The organism is Allobrachymonas chironomi DSM 19884 (assembly GCF_000374625.1).
GTDB classification, from domain to species: Bacteria; Pseudomonadota; Gammaproteobacteria; order Burkholderiales; family Burkholderiaceae_C; genus Brachymonas; species Brachymonas chironomi.
The window spans coordinates 220,812-240,059 of record NZ_KB894766.1 but is presented as its reverse complement, the minus strand read 5'-3'; the positions used below and the strand labels follow the sequence as shown (position 1 = coordinate 240,059).

The 19,248-nt window shown below is 64.8% G+C and carries 22 protein-coding genes; 8 read left to right on the top strand and 14 right to left on the bottom strand.

Annotated elements, in window-relative coordinates:
- Positions 1-3: 3 nt before the first annotated feature.
- Together C513_RS0103735 and C513_RS13840 are read right to left on the bottom strand one after the other, a co-directional pair.
- Positions 4-228, bottom strand: a complete 225-nt coding sequence (locus tag C513_RS0103735; RefSeq protein ID WP_018714693.1) for an HP1242/YdcH family protein — start codon at positions 226-228, stop codon at positions 4-6.
- A gap of 113 nt (positions 229-341) precedes the next feature.
- Positions 342-512 carry a DUF3149 domain-containing protein gene (locus C513_RS13840; protein ID WP_018714692.1) on the bottom strand — a complete coding sequence of 57 codons (171 nt, stop codon included), beginning with the start codon at positions 510-512 and terminating at the stop codon, positions 342-344.
- Between the two features lie 143 nt (positions 513-655).
- On the opposite strand from C513_RS13840, the gene C513_RS0103725 reads away from it, so the two are divergent.
- A complete protein-coding gene (locus C513_RS0103725; RefSeq protein WP_018714691.1) occupies positions 656-1,087 on the top strand; it encodes a rhodanese-like domain-containing protein in 432 nt (143 codons plus the stop codon).
- Positions 1,088-1,190: 103 nt separating this feature from the next.
- A complete protein-coding gene (locus tag C513_RS12630; protein WP_018714690.1) occupies positions 1,191-1,481 on the top strand; it encodes a DUF2061 domain-containing protein in 291 nt (96 codons plus the stop codon).
- On the opposite strand, the gene metW is transcribed toward C513_RS12630, so the two are convergent.
- From metW to C513_RS0103705, 3 genes are all read right to left on the bottom strand, one after another.
- Positions 1,469-2,056: a methionine biosynthesis protein MetW gene (gene metW / locus C513_RS0103715; protein ID WP_018714689.1), complete on the bottom strand. Its 588-nt coding sequence runs from the start codon at positions 2,054-2,056 to the stop codon at positions 1,469-1,471. The two genes, C513_RS12630 and metW, sit on opposite strands and share 13 nt — an antisense overlap.
- A complete protein-coding gene (gene metX, locus C513_RS0103710; RefSeq protein WP_018714688.1) occupies positions 2,053-3,204 on the bottom strand; it encodes a homoserine O-succinyltransferase MetX in 1,152 nt (383 codons plus the stop codon). The genes metW and metX overlap by 4 nt, the downstream gene beginning before the upstream one ends.
- A gap of 146 nt (positions 3,205-3,350) precedes the next feature.
- Positions 3,351-3,911, bottom strand: coding sequence for a TMEM165/GDT1 family protein (locus C513_RS0103705; protein ID WP_018714687.1), 561 nt, complete (start codon positions 3,909-3,911; stop codon positions 3,351-3,353).
- Between the two features lie 273 nt (positions 3,912-4,184).
- Between C513_RS0103705 and C513_RS0103700 the strand changes: the two genes are divergently transcribed.
- Positions 4,185-4,649 carry an RNA recognition motif domain-containing protein gene (locus tag C513_RS0103700; RefSeq protein WP_018714686.1) on the top strand — a complete coding sequence of 155 codons (465 nt, stop codon included), beginning with the start codon at positions 4,185-4,187 and terminating at the stop codon, positions 4,647-4,649.
- A 93-nt stretch (positions 4,650-4,742) separates the two neighbouring features.
- Here C513_RS0103700 and C513_RS0103695 read toward each other — a convergent pair whose 3' ends face one another.
- The 6 genes from C513_RS0103695 to C513_RS0103670 are packed head-to-tail and all read right to left on the bottom strand — an operon-like array spanning position 4,743 to position 9,459.
- Positions 4,743-5,594: an alpha/beta fold hydrolase gene (locus C513_RS0103695; protein WP_018714685.1), complete on the bottom strand. Its 852-nt coding sequence runs from the start codon at positions 5,592-5,594 to the stop codon at positions 4,743-4,745.
- Between the two features lie 59 nt (positions 5,595-5,653).
- A complete protein-coding gene (locus C513_RS0103690; RefSeq protein ID WP_018714684.1) occupies positions 5,654-6,337 on the bottom strand; it encodes a chorismate--pyruvate lyase family protein in 684 nt (227 codons plus the stop codon).
- The gene (locus tag C513_RS0103685; RefSeq protein WP_018714683.1) at positions 6,334-7,164 is read right to left on the bottom strand and encodes an SDR family oxidoreductase; all 831 of its coding nucleotides are present in this window, start codon (positions 7,162-7,164) and stop codon (positions 6,334-6,336) included. The genes C513_RS0103690 and C513_RS0103685 overlap by 4 nt, the downstream gene beginning before the upstream one ends.
- Entirely contained in the window at positions 7,161-7,859 is a 699-nt protein-coding gene (lptC, locus tag C513_RS0103680) for an LPS export ABC transporter periplasmic protein LptC (RefSeq protein WP_018714682.1), read from the bottom strand. Before lptC ends, C513_RS0103685 begins: the two co-directional genes overlap by 4 nt.
- A gap of 12 nt (positions 7,860-7,871) precedes the next feature.
- Positions 7,872-8,429 carry a KdsC family phosphatase gene (locus tag C513_RS0103675; RefSeq protein ID WP_018714681.1) on the bottom strand — a complete coding sequence of 186 codons (558 nt, stop codon included), beginning with the start codon at positions 8,427-8,429 and terminating at the stop codon, positions 7,872-7,874.
- 1 nt (position 8,430) lies between these two features.
- Entirely contained in the window at positions 8,431-9,459 is a 1,029-nt protein-coding gene (locus C513_RS0103670; RefSeq protein ID WP_026320510.1) for a KpsF/GutQ family sugar-phosphate isomerase, read from the bottom strand.
- A 96-nt stretch (positions 9,460-9,555) separates the two neighbouring features.
- On the opposite strand from C513_RS0103670, the gene C513_RS0103665 reads away from it, so the two are divergent.
- From C513_RS0103665 to C513_RS0103655, 3 genes are all read left to right on the top strand, one after another.
- Positions 9,556-10,806: a lytic murein transglycosylase gene (locus C513_RS0103665; protein WP_018714679.1), complete on the top strand. Its 1,251-nt coding sequence runs from the start codon at positions 9,556-9,558 to the stop codon at positions 10,804-10,806.
- Positions 10,807-10,925: 119 nt separating this feature from the next.
- Complete coding sequence (locus tag C513_RS0103660) at positions 10,926-13,247, top strand: NADP-dependent malic enzyme (protein ID WP_018714678.1); 2,322 nt, start codon at positions 10,926-10,928, stop codon at positions 13,245-13,247.
- Positions 13,248-13,361: 114 nt separating this feature from the next.
- Positions 13,362-14,009 carry a LysE family translocator gene (locus C513_RS0103655; protein ID WP_018714677.1) on the top strand — a complete coding sequence of 216 codons (648 nt, stop codon included), beginning with the start codon at positions 13,362-13,364 and terminating at the stop codon, positions 14,007-14,009.
- Between the two features lie 7 nt (positions 14,010-14,016).
- Here the strand turns inward: C513_RS0103655 and ubiA are convergent, their stop codons facing one another.
- Positions 14,017-14,898, bottom strand: a complete 882-nt coding sequence (ubiA, locus tag C513_RS0103650; RefSeq protein ID WP_018714676.1) for a 4-hydroxybenzoate octaprenyltransferase — start codon at positions 14,896-14,898, stop codon at positions 14,017-14,019.
- A 38-nt stretch (positions 14,899-14,936) separates the two neighbouring features.
- Positions 14,937-15,932: a hydrogen peroxide-inducible genes activator gene (locus C513_RS0103645; protein WP_018714675.1), complete on the bottom strand. Its 996-nt coding sequence runs from the start codon at positions 15,930-15,932 to the stop codon at positions 14,937-14,939.
- 257 nt (positions 15,933-16,189) lie between these two features.
- On the opposite strand from C513_RS0103645, the gene C513_RS0103640 reads away from it, so the two are divergent.
- Both C513_RS0103640 and C513_RS0103635 read left to right on the top strand, forming a co-directional pair.
- Positions 16,190-17,899, top strand: coding sequence for a long-chain-fatty-acid--CoA ligase (locus C513_RS0103640; RefSeq protein WP_018714674.1), 1,710 nt, complete (start codon positions 16,190-16,192; stop codon positions 17,897-17,899).
- Between the two features lie 46 nt (positions 17,900-17,945).
- Positions 17,946-18,293 (top strand): phage holin family protein, encoded by a 348-nt coding sequence (locus tag C513_RS0103635; protein WP_018714673.1) that lies wholly within the window; start codon positions 17,946-17,948, stop codon positions 18,291-18,293.
- On the opposite strand, the gene C513_RS0103630 is transcribed toward C513_RS0103635, so the two are convergent.
- Complete coding sequence (locus C513_RS0103630; RefSeq protein WP_018714672.1) at positions 18,276-19,208, bottom strand: LysR family transcriptional regulator; 933 nt, start codon at positions 19,206-19,208, stop codon at positions 18,276-18,278. The genes C513_RS0103635 and C513_RS0103630 overlap by 18 nt on opposite strands.
- Positions 19,209-19,248 lie beyond the last annotated feature (40 nt).

Below are 19,248 nucleotides of genomic sequence, written 5' to 3'. Positions count from 1 at the left end.
CGATCAGGCCTCGGCGGCGTTGGCCTTGCGCAGGATCTGGTACAGCTCGTCCTTCAGGGCCAGCTTTTCTTTCTTCAGGACATCAATTTCAATGTCGGTGGCCGGCTCGATGCGGGCTTCCATGTTCTTGATCTTCTGGTCCAGCTCGTTGTGCTTGTCGAACAGGCGCTCGAAGCGGGCATCTTCGGTCTTCAGCTTGGTAATAAGGTCGCGGTATTCGGGGAACATCAGAGATCCTCTTGAGGTTGGTTGCAATGCGGTAAGCAGGAATCCGGCAGGAACCTGCCGCATGCCTCCAGTATACCAAGGAGCGCTACTGGCGCGAAGCGCGCTGCACGGGCTCAGGAGGTCTTGCCCTGACGCAGTTCGCGCTCGTGTTGGGCCACATCGTGTGCAATCTTCTTGCGGAAAAACCAGACAAAGAAGACGGACATGCCAACGATGAACAGTATGGTAAACAGCGACAGCAGGCCGATATCGGTGCGGAACAGTTCGGTCATCAGGACGTCCATGATTTTTCTCCAGATAATAGTCAAATTGCATTGGGCCAGAGAAACCGGCAACCGGGTTTGACAGGTGTCAAATCATTCACGAATAGATGAAAGTGTCCGTGTGCGGGCACAATATACATTGACATATAGCATTTGAGCCGATCATGACGCAAACTTACGACACGCAGGACGCCACGCCTTCCTATGCCGGAGACATCACGCCGCAGCAGGCGCATGACTGGCAACAGCAGGGCCAGGGCGTGGTGATTGACGTGCGCACCCGTGCAGAGTTGGACTGGGTGGGCTTTGTGCCGGGCAGCGAGCCGCTGGCCTGGAAAGAGTACCCGGCGATGGAGGTCAACCCCGGTTTTGACCAGGGGGTGCAGCAAGTGGCGGCACGTCACCCGGGCAAGGCGCTGCTGTTCCTGTGCCGCAGTGGGGTGCGCTCGATCGATGCCGCGACCCGCGCCACTGCCCTGGGGCTGGGGCCGTGCTACAACATCCTGGAAGGATTCGAGGGCAGTCTGGACGCTGCCGGTCACCGCGGCCGGCTGGGAGGCTGGCGCTATCGTGGCCTGCCCTGGCAGCAGAAGTAATCGCCTGCCTATGGCGGGCATAGCGGGAATCGATTGCTGTCGTAGATGATAATCGTTATCATCTACTCATGTCTTCCGGCTGGAAGCGCAACAGGAGATCATCATGGCCCGCATTCGCAAGCTCGTCCTCACCCATCGCCAGACTTTGCTCAAGACGCTGAGCTATTCGGGCATGCACATGCTGGTGGCCGCTTCCGTGGCGTATCTGGTGACAGGCGACATCAAGGCCGCGATTGCCCTGTCGCTGCTTGAGCCGGCCGTGCAGACCGTGGCCTATGTGTTCCACGAGCGGGCCTGGGAGCGCGTGTTGCGCCGTCGCCGGCAAGAGGCGCAGCAGCCGTCTCCGGATCATCCTGCGGAGACGCTGGCGGGTGCGGTGCTTCAGGCGCGCTGAACCTGATAGACGGCGGTGCTGGCCAGCAGGTTGGGGCACCAGCGCACCACTTCGCCTTCGTGCAGGCCGAAGTTGTCGAGTACGCGCAGGCCGTTGCGGGCGGCCAGCACGCCGAAATCGGCATGGGTACCCACGCGGATGTTGGGCGTGTTGTACCACTCGTAAGGCATGCGCTTGCTCACCGGCATGCGGCCGCGCAGGATGGACAGGCGGTTCGGCCAGTGGGCAAAGTTGGGGAAGGCAATCACGCCGAGCTTGCCGACACGCGTGGTTTCGCGCAGCATGGTTTCGGCATTGCGCAGGTGCTGCAAGGTGTCGATCTGCAGCACCACGTCAAAGCTGTTGTCGGCAAACATCGGCAGGCCGGTGTCCAGGTTGATCTGCAGGACATCGACGCCACGCTGCAGACAGGCCTGCACATGGGCATCGTCGATTTCCACACCATAGCCGGTACAGCCGCGCTGCTCGTGCAGATAGGCCAGCAGACGGCCATCGCCGCAGCCCAGATCCAGTACATGGGCACCTTGCGGCACCAGCCGCGCAATCGCCTCGATCGCTACCAGTCCGCCGCTCATGCCGCGACCCTCCGTTCAAAATAGGTGCGTACGCCGTCCAGATATTGCGGGTTGTCGAGCAGAAAGGCATCGTGGCCGTGCGGGGCCTCGATTTCCAGGTAGCTCACGCGCCGGCGGTTGTCCAGCAGGCCCTTGACGATTTCGCGGCTGCGAGCCGGGCTGAAGCGCCAGTCGGTGGTAAAGCTGACCAGCAGGAAATCGGCCTGGGCACGCGCCAGGGTGCGAGTCAGGTTGCCATCGAAGTTGCGAGCCGGGTCGAAGTAGTCCAGTGCACGCGTGATCAGCAGATAGGTGTTGGCGTCAAAGTAGGTGCTGAACTTGTCGCCCTGGTAGCGCAGATAGCTCTCGATCTGGAACTCCACATCCTGCGTCGAGTACTTGTAGCCGCTCAGGTTGGTCGATACCGCATCGCGCAGCTCGCGGCCGAACTTGCTGTTCATCACGTCGTCCGACAGGTAGGTGATGTGGCCGATCATGCGTGCAATGCGCAAGCCGCGTGCCGGCACCAGGCCGTGCTCGTAGAAATGGCCGTTGTGGAAATCGGGATCGGTCACGATGGCGCGGCGCGCCACCTCGTTGAAGGCGATGTTTTCGGCGCTCAGGTTGGGTGCACTGGCGATCACGATGGCATGACGCAGGCGCTGCGGGTACTGCAGCGACCAGCTCAGCGTCTGCATGCCGCCCAGGCTGCCTCCCATGACGGCTGCCAGCTGGTCGATGCCGAGCGCGTCCAGCAGCAGGGCCTGGGCGTTGACCCAGTCTTCTACCGTGACGACCGGAAAGTCGGAGCCGTAGCGCTGGCGCGGGCTGAGAGGATCGGCATCGGGATTCAGGTCACGTGGGCCGGTGCTGCCAAAGCAGGAGCCCAGGTTGTTGATGCCGATGACGAAAAAGCGGTTGGTATCGACCGGCTTGCCGGGGCCGATCATGTTGTCCCACCAGCCGACATTGTTCGGATCGTCGGCGTAATGCCCGGCTACGTGGTGCGAGGCATTGAGGGCGTGGCAGATCAGCACCGCATTGCTGCGATCGGCGTTGAGGGTACCGTAGGTCTCGTACGCGAGCGTGAAGTCACGCAGCGTGGCACCACTCTGCAGGGTCAGCGGCCCGGCAAAGTGCATGGTCTGGGGGATGGCTACAAAGGACATGGCAAAAACAAAACCCGGTTGCCGTCATGAAACGGAAACCGGGCTGCAGGCTCCGTTTAGCGGCATTTATCAGGCGCCCGCAAGCAGGAAGCAAATCGGCGCAACAAGAAGCCTAGTATAGCAAGCGTGTCACGCCCTTGTCAGCATCAGGGCCAGAGCGCGGCGGTGAGTGCCAGCACGATGAAGATGGCGGCACAGATGCGATGCACCCACTGCATCGGCAGCAGCCGCGTGATGCGTTCGCCCAGGAACACCACCGGCACGTTGGCCAGCATCATGCCAATCGTGGTGCCGGCCACGACCCAGAGCCAGTCATCAAAGCGCGCGGCCAGGGCGACGGTGGCAATCTGCGTCTTGTCGCCCATTTCGGCCAGAAAGAACAGCGCCACGGTGGTCAGGAAGACGCCGTATCTGGGCTGGGATGGCTGCTCGTCCTCATCGAGCTTGTCCGGGATCAGCATCCAGACAGCCATGGCGACAAAGGACGCGACCAGCACCCAGCGCAGGATGTCGGGGCTGAGCAGGCCGGAAAGCCAGTTGCCCAGTGCACCTGCCAGCGCATGGTTGGCCAGGGTGGCTGCCAGAATGCCCCAGACAATCGGCCAGGGCTTGCGGAAACGGGCGGCCAGCACCAATGACAGCAACTGGGTTTTGTCACCCATTTCGGCCAGGGCAACCAGGCCGGTAGATACGAGAAAGGCTTCCATGACCAAGGGTAAAGTGGCAGATGCGGCATTCTAGCGATCTGCAGCTATTCGGGAAAGTCCGGATTTTAGATGCTTGCTAACAACACATCGTGCGCTGACATGGAAATGTCACGGGGCGTGTGGATACTCTTCGCGTATGATGTTCCAGACTACAGGAGTGCAGGGGCACATGTGGTGTTTTTTTGCGGTGATTGATTTGTGTGTGTATGGGCCTTTTGACGTTTATCCCGCCCAAACGGACATCGCTGTTTTTGAATCATGGAGAGTCCGTTAATGGGCAACAAACTGTACGTGGGCAACCTGCCCTACGCTGTGCGCGACAACGATCTGCAACAGCAATTCGGCCAATTCGGCAATGTGGTGAGCGCCAAGGTCATGATGGAGCGCGACACCGGCCGTTCCAAGGGCTTCGGCTTTGTGGAAATGGGCAGCGAGGCGGAAGCCCAGGCTGCCATCAATGGCCTGCATGGCCATGACATGGGCGGCCGTGCCCTGGTGGTGAACGAGGCCCGTCCGATGGAGCCGCGTCCCCCGCGTAGTGGTGGCGGTGGTTTTGGTGGCGGCGGTTACGGCGGTGGTCGCCGTGAAGGCGGCGGCGGTGGCTATGGTCGCGGTGATGGCGGTGGCTACGGTGGTGGCAACGACGGTTTCCGCAGCCCCTACGGCGGTGGTCGCCGTGACGGTGGCAGCCGCGGTGACGGCGGTGGCCGTCGCAGCTACGAAGACAACAACTACTGATTGTCGATGCCGGCTGCCATCCACGTGATGGCAGCAGCAGGGAACCCGCATGGCTTCATCGCCTGCGGGTTTTTTGTTGCCTGCGGAATCGGTTCAGCGTGAGGCGGGGAGCAACTCGGCCAGTGCGCGGCTGACCAGGCTGGCGGTCTGATCCGGCTGTTCCAGCGGAAACAGGTGGGTGCCGCCTTCCAGCAGGTAGATGCGGCCCTGGGTGATGCGGCGCGGCGTGTGCATGCCGATCTGGCGCAGTTCGCGCGAGCGGCTGCCGCCGATCATGGCGGCGGGTATCTGCAGCGGATGCTGGCGCAGCCAGCGGTCCAGGTTGTCGGGCAGGGTGTTGTAGATGGCGGTCTCGATGTCGCGGTCAAACGCCAGCTTGCGGCGCAGCGGCAGCTCCAGGCTGGGGTGCGGCTCGGTACCGTGCCGGATGTAGTCGCGCAGGGCCTCCGGGTGCCAGCTGGCGAACACCGGCTTGGTGGCAAAGTGCTGCAGCACGGCATCTTCACTGGGCCATTCCTGGCGCCGGCGATGGCTGGTGGCACCGGGTGACAGGCGTTGTGCCAGCGAGGTCTGCTTGGTGAGGCGCAGGACACCGGCACGCCAGCCGCCAAAAACGGGCGAGTCCAGCATCAGCACGGCCTGGGCGAGTTGCGGCACGCGGGCGGCGGCCATCACGCTGAGGATGCCGCCCATGGAGTGGCCGATCAGGTAGCGCGGCCGGCCCTGCGGATCGGGCAGGCCGGCGCAGAAATCGATCAGCTGCTGCACCATGTACTGCCAGTTGTTGCTCACCGGATAGCGCGGATCGTGGCCGTACTTGTCGATGGCGTAAACCGTGTGGCCCTGCTGCTCCAGCTGGCGCAACAACACGTTGTAGGTGCCGGCAGGAAAGCTGTTGCCGTGCGAGAAGACAATCTGGCCAGGCGGGGCGGAAGGCATGCTCATGGGGCGATCGGAGAAAAAACTGCAATGACTGCATTCTGCCAGCTTGGCCGGCAGGCTGCTCAGGCGCGCCGGTGCTGCTGTTTCTGGATGCGCGGCTGCAGCCGGCGTATCGGCGTGAGCTTGCGGTGATCGATGGGCCAGTCCAGCACTTCGGGGGCAAACCATTCGGTCACGATCAGGGGGGCACCACGGTGCAGGAATACCGAGTAGCGACGCCAGATGCCGCGTTGCGGCAACCGGTCGGCGTGTGCGCCGGCCTGCTGTTGCCACTGGCGCAGCACATGGCGCGTTTCTGGTGCATGTGGCGGATCGTACTGGTAGAACAGCGGCGTGCGCCGGATGCCGGGCGCGACGAACAGCAGATGGGCCAGCGGGCGGTTGCCGAGGCCGCGCAGGCTGCCCCAGGACAAACGTGCCTGCGGCGCCAGCACGGCCGAACGGGCAAAGACGCCGGGAAAGGCGGTGTCCGGCTCGCCGCACCACTGCAGCACGGTGCGGACGTGGGTAGCGCCGCCCTGCTGATGGCGCTGGCGGCTGAGCGCTTTCTTCTCAAGCGGCCACAGCGCCGCCTGGCGCTGGTGCAGGATCTGGATGTGGACGGTATCGCATACCGCCTTGAGCCGGCGTGTCAGCGAGCCTTCGGCGTTCAGCCACTTGCGCGCACGCGCCGGAATCGGGCGGCGGCGCATGCGCTTGAGCAGCGGGTTGGGCGTCAGCGGCAGGATGGGGGCGCGCTCTGTCATGCCTGGCCTCCCGGCGTGCCGGTATCGGTCAGGCGCGGCTTGCGCGGACGGTCCGCCAGCGCCCGATCCCAGAGTGCATCGGGCAGCACACGCATCAGGCCGGCCACCAGGCCCATTTGCCAGGGAATCACGCGGGAGCGGTCGCCGCGCGCGATCGCCTGGCGTGCGCGGCGCGCAAACTCTTGCGCAGACAGCAGGAAGGGCAGCGAAAACCGGTCACCGGCCGTCATTGGCGTGGCGATATAGCCTGGCAGCAGGGTGGTGACCTGCACACCACTGCCGCGCATGTCGCCGCGCAGGCTTTCGCAGTAGGCGATGACGGCGGCCTTGCTGCCACTGTAGGCCCCATGTCCCGGCAGGCCGCGCACTCCGGCGACACTGGCGATGCCGACCAGGCTGCCGCTGCCGCGTTGCCGCATCGGCATGACAAAGGGGTGAAAGGTGGCGGCCATGCCGGTGACATTGGTGGCGAAGATCTGCTGCATCACGGCGATATCGGCGCGCTCCGCCGTGTCCATGCCGTGGCTGATGCCGGCATTGGCGATCACGATCTGCGGCAGGCCGAGCTGCTGTAGACAGGCCTGGCCGGCCGCGATGATGCTGTCGGGCTGGCTGACATCGGCTGCGAACAGCTGGCAGCGAGCCGGGTCGATCGCGTGTTGAGCCATCCAGTCCTGCATCTGGCCGATACGGCGTGCCACCAGCGCCAGCTGCCAGCCCTGCTGGTAGTACTGCAGGGCCAGCGCCTGGCCGATGCCGCTGGAAGCGCCAGTGATGAAGACCAGCGGAGGCTGGCCCGCCGTGGTGGCTAGCGCAGCCGGATTCATGGCTGCTGCGTGGCCGGTCGCGCCGCCTCGAAGGTGGCCTGGACGCGGCCCTGGATGTTGACGTTCTGCTGGTCGTGCTGGTAGTTCATGCCGGATCCCTGCACCACGTTCGGGCCGCGTGTCAGGGTCACGGGCTGATCGGTCTGCAGCTGCCTGCCGCCTTCCAGGATGTGCAGGGTATCACTTTCGAATTGCAACGGCGGCTGGTTGCCTGCGTTGGCCGGGCCGCGCGTGACGCGCACCTGGCCCTGCAGCTCGACGGTTTCGGCCTGGCGATCGGCGACGCCGGTGTTGGCACTGGCGCGTGTCACCTGGCCGTCGTCGGACAGGTGGTAGCTGCGGATGCCATTGGCGCGCAGCAGGTCACCCTGCGGGATATGGTCGCCATGGTCGCCGGCAATTTCGGCGCGCAGCACGCCGGCCGCATCGTAGGAACGGATCTGGAAATCGTTCAGGTAGTAATCGGGCTTGTCCGAGGGCGGCGTGGCGCGGCCGCTGTCATCGGCGGGCATGCTGCGCACCAGCCAGGTGGTGCCCAGCACCAGCAGGGCCAGCAGCAGCAGCGGCAGGAAGTCGGTGGTGACGCGCAGTACGCGATCCAGCGTCTTTTCCCGGGCGCTGTGGTCGCTCAGGCTGCGCTGCGGCACTTCGGGGGCACGCAGCTGTCCGGTAGAGGGGTCTATCGTGGGGCTCATGCGGCGGCTACCTCAGGTCTCGGGGCCCAGATAGGGAGAGAGCAGGCTGGCGTAGCGGCCACTGGCCTGCAGCAGCAGGTCGCAGAGTTCGCGCACGGCACCCTGGCCGCCCTGGCGCGTGGTGACGTAGTGGGCGCGAGCCAGTACCTCGGCGTGGGCGTTGGCCGGGGCCACGGCAAAGGCGGCATGGACCAGCATCGGCAGATCCGGCCAGTCATCGCCCATGGCGGCGGCCTGCGACCAGTCCAGTCCCAGTTCGGCCAGCAGGCGTTCGGCGGCGGGCAGCTTGTCTTCGGTGCCGAACACCGCATGCTGCACACCCAGCGCCTGCAGGCGCGTGCGCAGCGGGGTGGAATCGCGCCCGGTGATGACGGCAGGCGTGATACCGGCTTTTTGCAGCAGCTTGAGGCCGTGGCCATCGAGCGTGTTGAAGCGCTTGATGGTTTCGCCGCTTTCGGTATAGAGCAGGCCGCCATCGGTGAGCACGCCATCGACATCGAAAAACACGATGCGCACCGATTGCGCGGCCAGCAGCAGGGAGGGATCGAGGGTGAGGGCCGGGCTGTGCATGTCAGATCACCTTGGCGCGCATCAGGTCGTGCGTGTTGAGGGAGCCTTCCAGGGTGCCGTCTGGCGCGGTGACGGGCACGCTGCTGATGCGGTATTCCTCCATCAGGCGGGCGGCATCGGCAGCGAGTGCATCGGGGCGGATGCTGCGCGGGTTGGCGTGCATCAGGTCGGTGGCGCGCAGCGGGCGCACATCGGTGCCGGCGGTGAGCAGGCGGCGCAGGTCGCCATCGGTGAAGATGCCGACGACCTTGCGCTGCGCATCGACCACCAGCGTGGCGCCCAGGCCCTTGGCGCTCATTTCCTGCATCACGCTGCCGAAGTCGGCATCGGGCATGACGACGGGCGATTCGGCAGCCGGGCGCATCACATCGGCCACGGTGGTCAGCAGGCGGCGACCCAGTGCGCCGCCCGGGTGCGAGCGGGCAAAGTCTTCTGCCTTGAAGCCGCGTGCATCGAGCAGGGCCACGGCCAGGGCGTCCCCCAGCGCGATCTGCACCGTGGTGCTGGCGGTGGGGGCCAGGTTGAGCGGGCAGGCCTCCTTGGCAACGCTGCTGTCGAGCACGATATCGGCGTGTTTCGCCAGGCTGGACTGCAGGCCGCCGGTCATGGCGATCAGCGGCACGCCCTGGCGCTTGAGCACCGGCAGGATGCGCGCCAGCTCGTCGCTTTCGCCGCTGTTGCTGATGGCGAGCACCACGTCCACCTCGCGCACCATGCCGAGATCGCCATGGCTGGCTTCGGCTGGGTGCACGAACAGGGCCGGCGTACCGGTAGAGGCCAGCGTGGCTGCGATCTTGCGCCCGACATGGCCGCTCTTGCCCATGCCCATCACCACCACACGGCCCTGGGCCTGCAGGATGGTGCGCATGGCCTGGACGAAGGCCGCGCCGGCGGCTTCGGTGTGCTGCAGGCGGTCACTGCAGGCGCGCAGGGCATCGGCCTCGATGGCAAAGGCCTGCTGCGCCAGTTGCAGGGCCTGCTGCGGTTCCAGCGTGCTGGCGGGGTGGGAGCGTGCGGTATCGGAAGTCATGCGGGAATTGTAGCGATTGCGCATGGCTGCGCCAGAGGGCAGATGCAGCGGAAAGTATCATTATCATGTGAGCATCGACATGACCTGGAGCAAGCCGTGAAGTATCCCTTTTCCCGTATCAGTCGCCTGGCGCTGCGCAGCCTGCCCCTGACGCTGCTGGCCGCTGCCGGCCTGGCGCAGGCGCAGGAGGCAGCGCCGCAGATCAACGAGGCGGCATTCCGCAGCTGTCTGGCGAACTTGCAGGGAACGCCGGCGTTCCGCCAGGTCAGTGCGGCCACCTTTGCCCGTTACACCGATGGCTTGCAGCCCGATCCCAGCGTGCTGCCGCTGCTCAACCGCCAGCCGGAGTTCAGCATGCCGGTGTGGGACTACCTGGCCGTGCTGGTGGACCAGGAACGCGTGGCCGATGGCCGTGCCGCCTACCGCAAGTGGCTGCCGACACTGCGCCAGATCCAGCAGCGCTATGGCGTGGAGCCCGCCATGGTGATGGGCGTCTGGGGCGTGGAAAGCAATTTCGGCCAGAACCTGGGCGGCCGTCCGCTGCTCAACTCGCTCGCCACGCTGTCCTGCGAAGGCCGCCGCCAGGCCTATTTCCGAACCGAATTTGCCAATACCCTGCGCATCCTGCAAAGCGGTGATGTGCCCGCCGACAAGCTGACCGGCTCCTGGGCCGGAGCCTTTGGCCAGACCCAGTTCATGCCGAGCACCTTCCTGAGCACGGCCGTGGACTTTGATGGCGATGGCCGCCGTGACATCGTTGACAGCGTGCCCGATGCACTGGCCTCCACGGCCAACTTCCTGCGCAAGGCCGGCTACCGCAGCAACGAGCCCTGGGGCTACGAAGTGCGCCTGCCCGATGGCTACACGCCGGCGGTCAGCGGTCGCCGCAACAAGCGCGGCCTGGATTACTGGGCCAGCCAGGGGCTGCGCCTGGCCGATGGCGGCGGTGCGCTGCCGCGCACCATGGCCAGTGCCGGCCTGCTGCTGCCGGCAGGCCGCAATGGCCCGGCTTTTTTGGTGGGCAAGAACTTTGACACGCTCTACAGCTACAACGCCAGCGAGAACTACGCGCTGGCGATTGCCCAGCTCTCCACGCTGGTGGACGGACAGCGCAACCGGGTCGGTTTCATCCAGGCCTGGCCGACCGATGATCCCGGCCTGTCGCGTGCGGAAAACCGTGAACTGCAGACCCTGCTGCTGGCCCGTGGCCACGCCATCGGGACTGCCGACGGCATGATCGGTGCCAAAACGCGCGAGGCGATCCGTGCCGAGCAGTCACGCCTGGGCATGAACGGCAACGGCCGTGCCGGCCAGCGCCTGCTGCAAGCCTTGCGCCAGCAACGCTGACAACAACCGGCTATCGGCATCGGGATAGCCCGAACAGGCCGGCTGCCGGGGGTGACTTGTGCAACAATTTGCACTGGGCCATTCCCGGCACCCTTGTCTCCATGACCACCCATACAACAATGACTACAGACAACGACACCCAGACCCCCACCGATCACAGCTTCAAGGAAGCTGCGCGCGACTACCACCGCGCGCCTTTCCCGGGCAAGATTTCCGTCAATCCGACCAAGCCGCTGGTCAACCAGCGTGACCTGTCGCTGGCCTATTCGCCCGGCGTGGCCGTTCCCTGTCTGGACATCGAGGCCGATCCGTCCAAGGCGGCCGAATTCACCTCGCGCGGCAACCTGGTCGGCGTGATCACCAACGGTACGGCCGTACTGGGTCTGGGCGATATCGGCCCGCTGGCGAGCAAGCCGGTAATGGAAGGCAAGGGCTGCCTGTTCAAGAAGTTTGCCGGCATCGACGTGTTCGACATCGAACTGGACGAGCGCGATCCCGACAAGCTGGTCGATATCATCGCCGCGCTGGAGCCGACGCTGGGCGGCATCAACCTGGAAGACATCAAGGCGCCCGAGTGCTTCTACATCGAGCAGAAGCTGCGCGATCGCATGAACATCCCGGTGTTCCACGACGACCAGCACGGCACCGCCATCATTTCCTCCTCGGCCCTGATCAACGGCCTGGAGCTGGTGGGCAAACAGATCGGCGAGGTCAAGCTGGCCGCTTCCGGTGCCGGCGCTGCCGCCATCGCCTGCCTGGACCTGATGGTGGCCCTGGGCGTGAAGCGCGAGAACATCCATGTCTGCGATTCCAAGGGCTTGATCTACGAAGGTCGCCCGGGCGGCATGGACGCCTCCAAGCAGCGCTATGCGCAACAGGATACCGGTGCCCGCACGCTGGCCGATGTGGTCCGTGACGCTGACGTGTTCCTGGGTTGCTCCACCTCCAACGTGCTGAGCGGCGAGATGGTCAAGACCATGGCCAGTCAGCCCATCATCCTGGCGCTGGCCAACCCCGATCCGGAGATCCGCCCCGAAGAGGCCAGGGCCGCGCGCCCGGACTGCATTGTGGCCACCGGCCGTTCCGACTACCCCAACCAGGTCAACAACGTCCTGTGCTTCCCCTACATCTTCCGCGGCGCGCTGGATTGCGGCGCCACCCGCATCACGGAAGAGATGAAGGTGGCCTGCGTGCACGAAATTGCCAAGCTGGCCAAGCTGGAAATCAGCGACGAAGTGGCCCATGCCTACGTCGGCCAGGATCTGCGCTTCGGCCCCGAATACATCATTCCCAAGCCGTTTGACAGCCGCCTGATCCTGCACATTGCCCCGGCCGTGGCCAAGGCGGCCCAGGAATCCGGTGTGGCCACGCGTCCGATCGAGGATCTGCGTGCCTACCGCGATTCGCTCAACACCTTTGTCACCCAGACCGGCATGTTCATGCGCCCGGTGTTCCACAGCGCCCGCAGCGTACCGGCCGGCCAGAAGCGCGTGGTCTACGCCGAGGGCGAGGACGAGCGCGTGCTGCGTGCTGCCCAGCAGGCGCTGGATGACGGCATTGCCGAACCGATCCTGATCGGCCGCCCCGACATCATCGAGAGTCGTATCGAGAAGCTGGGCCTGCACATCCGCATTGGCGAGGATGTCGGCGTGATCGATCCCGAGAACGATCCGCGCTTCCGCAGCTACTGGGAGGAATACCACCGCTGCATGGGCCGCCATGGCGTGTCGCCCGAGTCCGCCAAGGTCTCGGTGCGCCGCCGCAACACCGTGATTGCCTCGCTGGCCGTGCGTCTGGGCGATGCCGATGCCATGATTTGCGGCATGGTCGGCGGTTACGACAAGCATCTGGATTCGGTCTACAACATCATCGGCACCCAGCCGGGCGAAAAGTTCGCGGCGCTGAATGCGGTGTTCCTGGAAAAGCACACCCTGTTCATTGCCGATACCTACGTCAACGAGAACCCGACGGCGCAGGAGCTGGCACATATCGCCCAGCTGGCGGCCAAGGAAGTGCGCCGTTTCGGCATCGAACCGCGCGTGGCCTTCCTGTCGCACTCCAACTTCGGCAGCAGCAACCGTGCCAGTGCCATCAAGATGCGCGAGGCCTACCAGGCGTTCCGCGAACTGGCTCCCGAGATCGAGTGCGAAGGCGAGATGCAGGGTGACAGCGCCCTGAACGCCGAGCTGCGTAACAGCTTCCTGCCCGACAACCACATGACGGGCAGCGCCAATCTGCTGATCTGCCCGAACCTGGATGCGGCCAATATCCTGTTCAACGTGCTCAAGACCACCGGTGGCCAGGGCCTGACGATTGGTCCGCTGCTGCTGGGTGCGGCTGCCTCGGCGCATGTGCTGACGCCGAGCGCCACCATGCGCCGTGTGCTGAACCAGACCGCCCTGGCGGTGGTGGGCGCCCAGGCGCATCGCGCTGCCAAGTAAGCGCGCCTGACGCGCTGCCGGCCGATACCGGTGGCGCGCTCATCCAGGCAAGGGGAGCTGTCTGCAGTTCCCCTTGCCATTTGCATTCCCTGTTGCCGATTGCCGGAGTCCCTGATGGATAGCCAGACCTGGATCGCCTTTGCCATGGCATCACTGCTGATTTCGTTGTCGCCGGGTTCGGGCGCGATCCTGTCGATCAGCCATGGCAGCGTCTATGGGGTACGCGCGACCAGTGCCACCATCTGGGGCCTGCAGGCGGGCCTGCTGGGGGTGCTGCTGGTGGCGGGCCTGGGCGTGGGTTCGCTGCTGGTGGCCTCCGAAACCGCCTTTCTGCTGCTCAAGGTGCTGGGTGCGCTCTACCTGATCTACCTCGGCGTGAAACAGTGGCGCAGCCGGCATGGCATGCTGGAAGGCCATGCCGTGGAGGATGCGCTGAAAGAGGCGCGTGGCGGCTGGGGCCAGCGCTTCATGGCCGGCATGCTGACCAATCTGACCAACCCCAAGGGCATCGTTTTCATGGTGGCCGTGCTGCCGCAGTTCCTGCAGCCGGGCCGGCCAGTGGCGATCCAGTTGCTGATCATGGCGGCCACCATGGTACTGACCGATATCGTGGTGATGCACGGCTATGCCTTCAGCGGCAAGGCGCTGCGCCGTCTGCTGGTGACACCGCGTGCGGTGCGCTGGCAGAACCGCAGCTTTGGCGCGGTGTTCATGCTGCTGGGCGTGAGCCTGTTCTTCGTGCAGCGCCGCGGCGCTGCCTAAGCGGAATTCAGTGGATCAGCGCTGCGGCGGCGACGAACACGACAAAGCCGATCCAGTGGTTTTGCGTGAAGGCGCGGAAGCAGCGCTCGCGCTCGCGCGTGCGGATCAGCGCATAGTGCCACAGTACCTGGGCCACGGCGACCAGCAGCGTGATGCCCCAGACTGCCAGCTTCCAGCCGGGCGCATCGGCGCTGCCCAGGCCGGCATGTTGCCATAGCACGGTCCACCAGATGGCCGTATGCGCGGCATACCACAGCATGATCACCGGCACGTCCCAGCGGCCCAGCGTGATGGCCGAAGTCTTCATGCCGATCTTCAGGTCGTCGTCGCGGTCCACCATGGCGTATTCGGTGTCGTAGGCCAGCACCCAGCACAGGTTGGCCACCAGCAGCCACCAGACCACCGGCGGCGTGCTGTTGAGCACGGCGGCAAAGGCCATCGGCAGGCCCATGCTGTAGGCCACACCGAGCACCGCCTGCGGCATCGAGAAAAAGCGCTTGGTGAACGGGTAGATGATGGTGACGATCACCGCCGGGATCGACCAGAGGATGGTCAGCGTGTTGGTGGTGAGGACCAGCAGGAAGGCGATCAGCGTCAATACCAGGCCAACCAGCAGTGCCTCCTTGACGCTGATGCGGCCACTGGTGATGGGGCGGTTGACGGTGCGCTTGACGTGGCGGTCGAAATCGCGGTCGGCGACATCGTTGATGCAGCAGCCGGCGCTGCGCATCAGGATGGTGCCGGCGGTGAACACGAGCAGCAGATGCCAGCCCGGAAAACCGCGTGCCGCCAGCCACAGGGCGGCCAGTGTCGGCCACAGCAGCAGCAGCCAGCCGGCCGGACGATTCCAGCGGATCAGGTCCAGATAGAGTCGGATTTTTTCTTGCATGGCTGCCGATTGTATGACGCCGGCATGACCACGGGGTGTCAGGTCAGGCGCTCAACCCCGGCCAGACGACAGGCATAGACGGTATTGCGCAGGGCGGCAATCGCCTCGTAGCGGGTAAAGCTGCGGCGCCAGGCCAGCACCACACGGCGGCTCGGGATGTCGCCGCGGAAGGGGACGTAGCGGATGAAGCCGGCATCGGTATGTGCCTGTGCCGCCCTGCTCAGCTTGCGCGGTTTGGGCTGGGACTGGCCGGCCGCGTGTGCTTCCAGCTGCTCGGGCGGGACACTCAGCGCCGGCACCAGCGTCACGCCCATGCCGGCGGCCACCATGTGCTTGATGGTCTCCAGCGACGAGCCCTCGAAGCTCTTGCGGATGCCATCGGAATGGCTGGAATAGCGCGCAAATTCCGGGCAGACCTCCAGGACGTGGTCGCGGAAGCAGTGACCGGAGCCGAGCAGCAGCATGTTCTCGGTGCGCAGCATTTCGGGATCGACGGTTTCCGCTTCGGCCAGCGGGTGCGTGCTGGGCACGGCAGCCCAGAACGGCTCGTTGTAGAGCGGGGCCGTGGCCAGGCCGGTGTCCTGGAACGGTTCGGCCAGGATGGCACAGTCGATATCGCCCGAGCGCAGCATTTCGAGCAGCTTGGCGGTGAAGTTTTCCTGCAGGATCAGCGGCATCTGCGGTGTCTGTGCCATGTTCTGGCGTACCAGATCGGGCAGCAGATAGGGGCCGATGGTGTAGATGATGCCCAGGCGCAGCGGGCCGGACAGCGGATCCTTGCCGCGCTTGGCAATATCGCGGATCTGGTTGGCATGCTCCAGCACGACTTGCGCCTGGCGCACCACATCTTCGCCCAGCGGTGTCAGCGAGATCTCGCTGGCGCTGCGTTCGAACAGCTTGACGTCCAGCTCCTCTTCCAGCTTCTTGACGGCCACCGACAGGGTGGGCTGCGTGACGAAGCAGGCCTCGGCCGCCCTGCCGAAGTGTTTTTCGCGGGCAACGGCGACGATGTACTTGAGTTCGGTGAGGGTCATGACGCTGTGGCTGGGAGCCGGTAGTAGGATGACAATCTCCATGGTAGCAAACCAGGCTCTGCCCTGATGTCCTGATGACATTCCGGCAGCGGCGAGCGGTGTATCAGGATATACCCTGCAATTGCAGGCAAATGCTGCCGCACGGCTTTCAACTCGGCCAGAATCGGGATATAAACCGAAATCGAACGATCGTGCTAAAGATGGCGCCATGACCGGATGGACAGCACACGGCACATAGAACACAAGGGACAAGAAACATGAGTGCATTCACCGACAGCAGACCCTGGCTCCAGCAGTATCCGGAAGGCGTTCCCGCCGATGTGGACCTGAACCGCTACAGTTCGCTGGTACAGCTGCTGAACGAGAGTTTTGTGCGTCACGCCGACAAGCCGGCCTATACCATGATGGGCCGCGACATGACGTATGCCGAGCTGGATCGCGCCAGCCGTTCGCTGGCCGCCTATCTGCAGCAGCTGCCGGGCATGCAGCCGGGCGATCGCGTGGCGGTGATGATGCCCAACATCCTGCAGTATCCGATTGCCGTGGCCGCCATCCTGCGTGCCGGGCTGGTGCTGGTCAACGTCAACCCGCTTTACACGGCACGCGAACTGGAGCACCAGCTCAAGGACTCCGGTGCCAAGGCGATCTTCATCATCGAGAACTTTGCCCACACGCTGGAGCAGTGTCTGGCGCAGACCGATGTGCGTCACATCGTGCTGGCCTCCATGGGGGACCGCATGGGCGGTCTCAAGGGAGCCTTGATCAACTTCGTGGTGCGCAAGGTCAAGAAGATGGTGCCGGCCTACCAGCTGCCCGCGACCGTGCGCTTCAACGAGGCCGTGGCGCGCCACGCTCCGTCTGCACTGCGCGAGGTGACGCCGGGGCCGGATGACCTGGCGGCGCTGCAGTACACCGGCGGCACCACCGGTGTGGCCAAGGGAGCCATGCTGCTGCATCGCAACATCCTGTCCAACGTGTTGCAGTGCGAGGCCTGGTACCAGCCGGGCTTGACGCGTCGCCAGCTGAACCACCAGATCGGTTTTGTCTGTGCGCTGCCGCTGTACCACATCTTCGCCTTTACCGTGAACATGATGCTGTGCACCGAGATAGGGGGCAAGAATATCCTGCTGCCCAACCCGCGTGACCTGGATGCCGTGCTCAAGGAGCTGCAGAAACATATCTTCCACAGCTTCCCGGGCGTGAACACGCTGTTCAATGGCCTGGCGCACCATGCCGACTTCAACAAGGTGGACTGGTCGCACTTGCGCGTGACAGTCGGCGGCGGCATGGCGGTGCAGAGTGCCGTGGCCAAGGACTGGTACGCCAAGACCAACTGCCCGATCTGCGAAGGCTATGGCCTGTCCGAAACCAGCCCGGTCGCCAGCTGCAACCCGGTGACCAATACCGAATTCACCGGTTCCATCGGTGTGCCGGTGCCGAATACCTGGATGAAGCTGGTCGATGAGGATGGTCACGACATCGAGGCCATGGGGGAGCGTGGCGAGATCGCCATCAAGGGTCCGCAGGTGATGGCCGGCTACTGGCAGCGCCCGGAGGATACGGCACGCTCCTTCACGCCCGATGGCTATCTGCTGACCGGCGACATCGGCGTGGTGGATGAGCGCGGCTACTTCACCATCGTGGACCGCAAGAAGGACATGATCCTGGTCAGCGGCTTCAACGTCTACCCGAACGAGGTAGAGGATGTGGTGGCCTCGCTGCCGGCGGTGCAGGAGTGCGCCGTGATCGGGGTGCCGGACGAGAGCTCGGGCGAAGCCGTCAAGCTGTTCGTGGTGCTGCGCCCCGGCAAGACGCTGACCGAGAAGGAGATCAAGGCGCACTGCCGCGAGAACCTGACGCGCTACAAGCAGCCGCGCCAGATCGAGTTCCGCGATACGCTGCCGAAGACGCCCATCGGCAAGATTCTGCGCCGCGCCCTGCGCGACGAGGAACTGGCCAAAAGCTGAGCGCCGGGGACATGACGCACACACGCTTTCGTGCTAGGCTGCAGCCATGATCCTGTTCATTGCCAAATGGCTGCTCTACGCGGCGGCCCTCATGCTGGTCTCGCATCTGGTGAGCGGCATCACCATTGCCAGCTACGGCTCTGCCGTGCTGGCCGCCGTGGTGATTGCGCTGCTGGATCTGGTGCTGGGCTCCATCCTCAAGCTGCTGACCCTGCCGCTGACCATCATCACGCTGGGGTTGTTCCTGATCGTCATCAATGCGCTGCTGTTCTGGGCAGCGGGCAGCATGCTGTCCGGTTTTCATGTCGCCGGCTTCTGGACCGCCGTCCTCGGGGCGATCCTCTATTCGCTGCTGTGCATGGCGGTGGATGCCTTGTTACGGCGTGCTGCCTGAGCGGCCTTCCCAGTAGCCCGGGTCGCTGTAGGTGGCCTTGAGAAAATCGATCCACAGGCGCAGCCGCAGCGGCAGCAGCTTGCGTTGCGCGAACACGGCGTAGATGCCGTTGGGCGGTGCCGTGTAGTTGTCCAGCAGCGATTGCAGCCGGCCCGTCGCGATATCGCTGGCGACCTCCCAGGTGCTGCGCCAGGCAATGCCGTGGCCTTGCAGGCACCAGGTATGCAGCACCTGGCCATCGCTGCAGTCCAGCGGTCCGCTGGGCTTGATATGGAAGGCTTCCCCGTTCTCCTGAAAGGCCCAGCCGCGCGTCTGGGAGGCCTCGCTGCTCAGCGTCAGACACTGGTAGCGTGCCGTATCCAGCAGGTCGCGCGGGTGCTGTGGCGTACCGTGACGCTGCAGGTAGCCAGGCGTGGCCACACACAGGCGGCGGTTGTCGGCCAGCCGCGTGATCACCAGCGAGGAGTCGGGCAGATCGCCCACGCGCACGGCGCAGTCATAGCCTTCGGCCGCCAGGTCCACCACGCGATCACTCAGATTGAGCGAGATGCGGACTTCAGGGTGCAGGTTGTGGAAGCGCAGCACCAGCGGCGCCACATGGCGGCGGCCAAAGCCGGCCGGTGCCGTGATGCGCAGCTGGCCGCTGGCGCGCACGCTGCCGGCGCTGACGGCGGCTTCCATGTTGGCGATATCGGCCAGGATGCGCTGGCTTTCTTCCAGAAAGGCGCTGCCTTCGGGCGTGAGGCTGATGCGGCGCGTGGTGCGCACCAGCAGCTTGACGCCCAGGTGCGCTTCCAGCGCGTCCATGCGGCGACCGATCATGGAAGCGGCCACGCCTTCAGCCTGGGCGGCGGCCGTCAGGCTGCCTCGCTGGGCGACGGCGACAAAGGTTTCGATATGCTTGAGCTTGTCCATCCGGGCGGATCCTGGCTTCTGATGCTGCCTGTGCGACAAG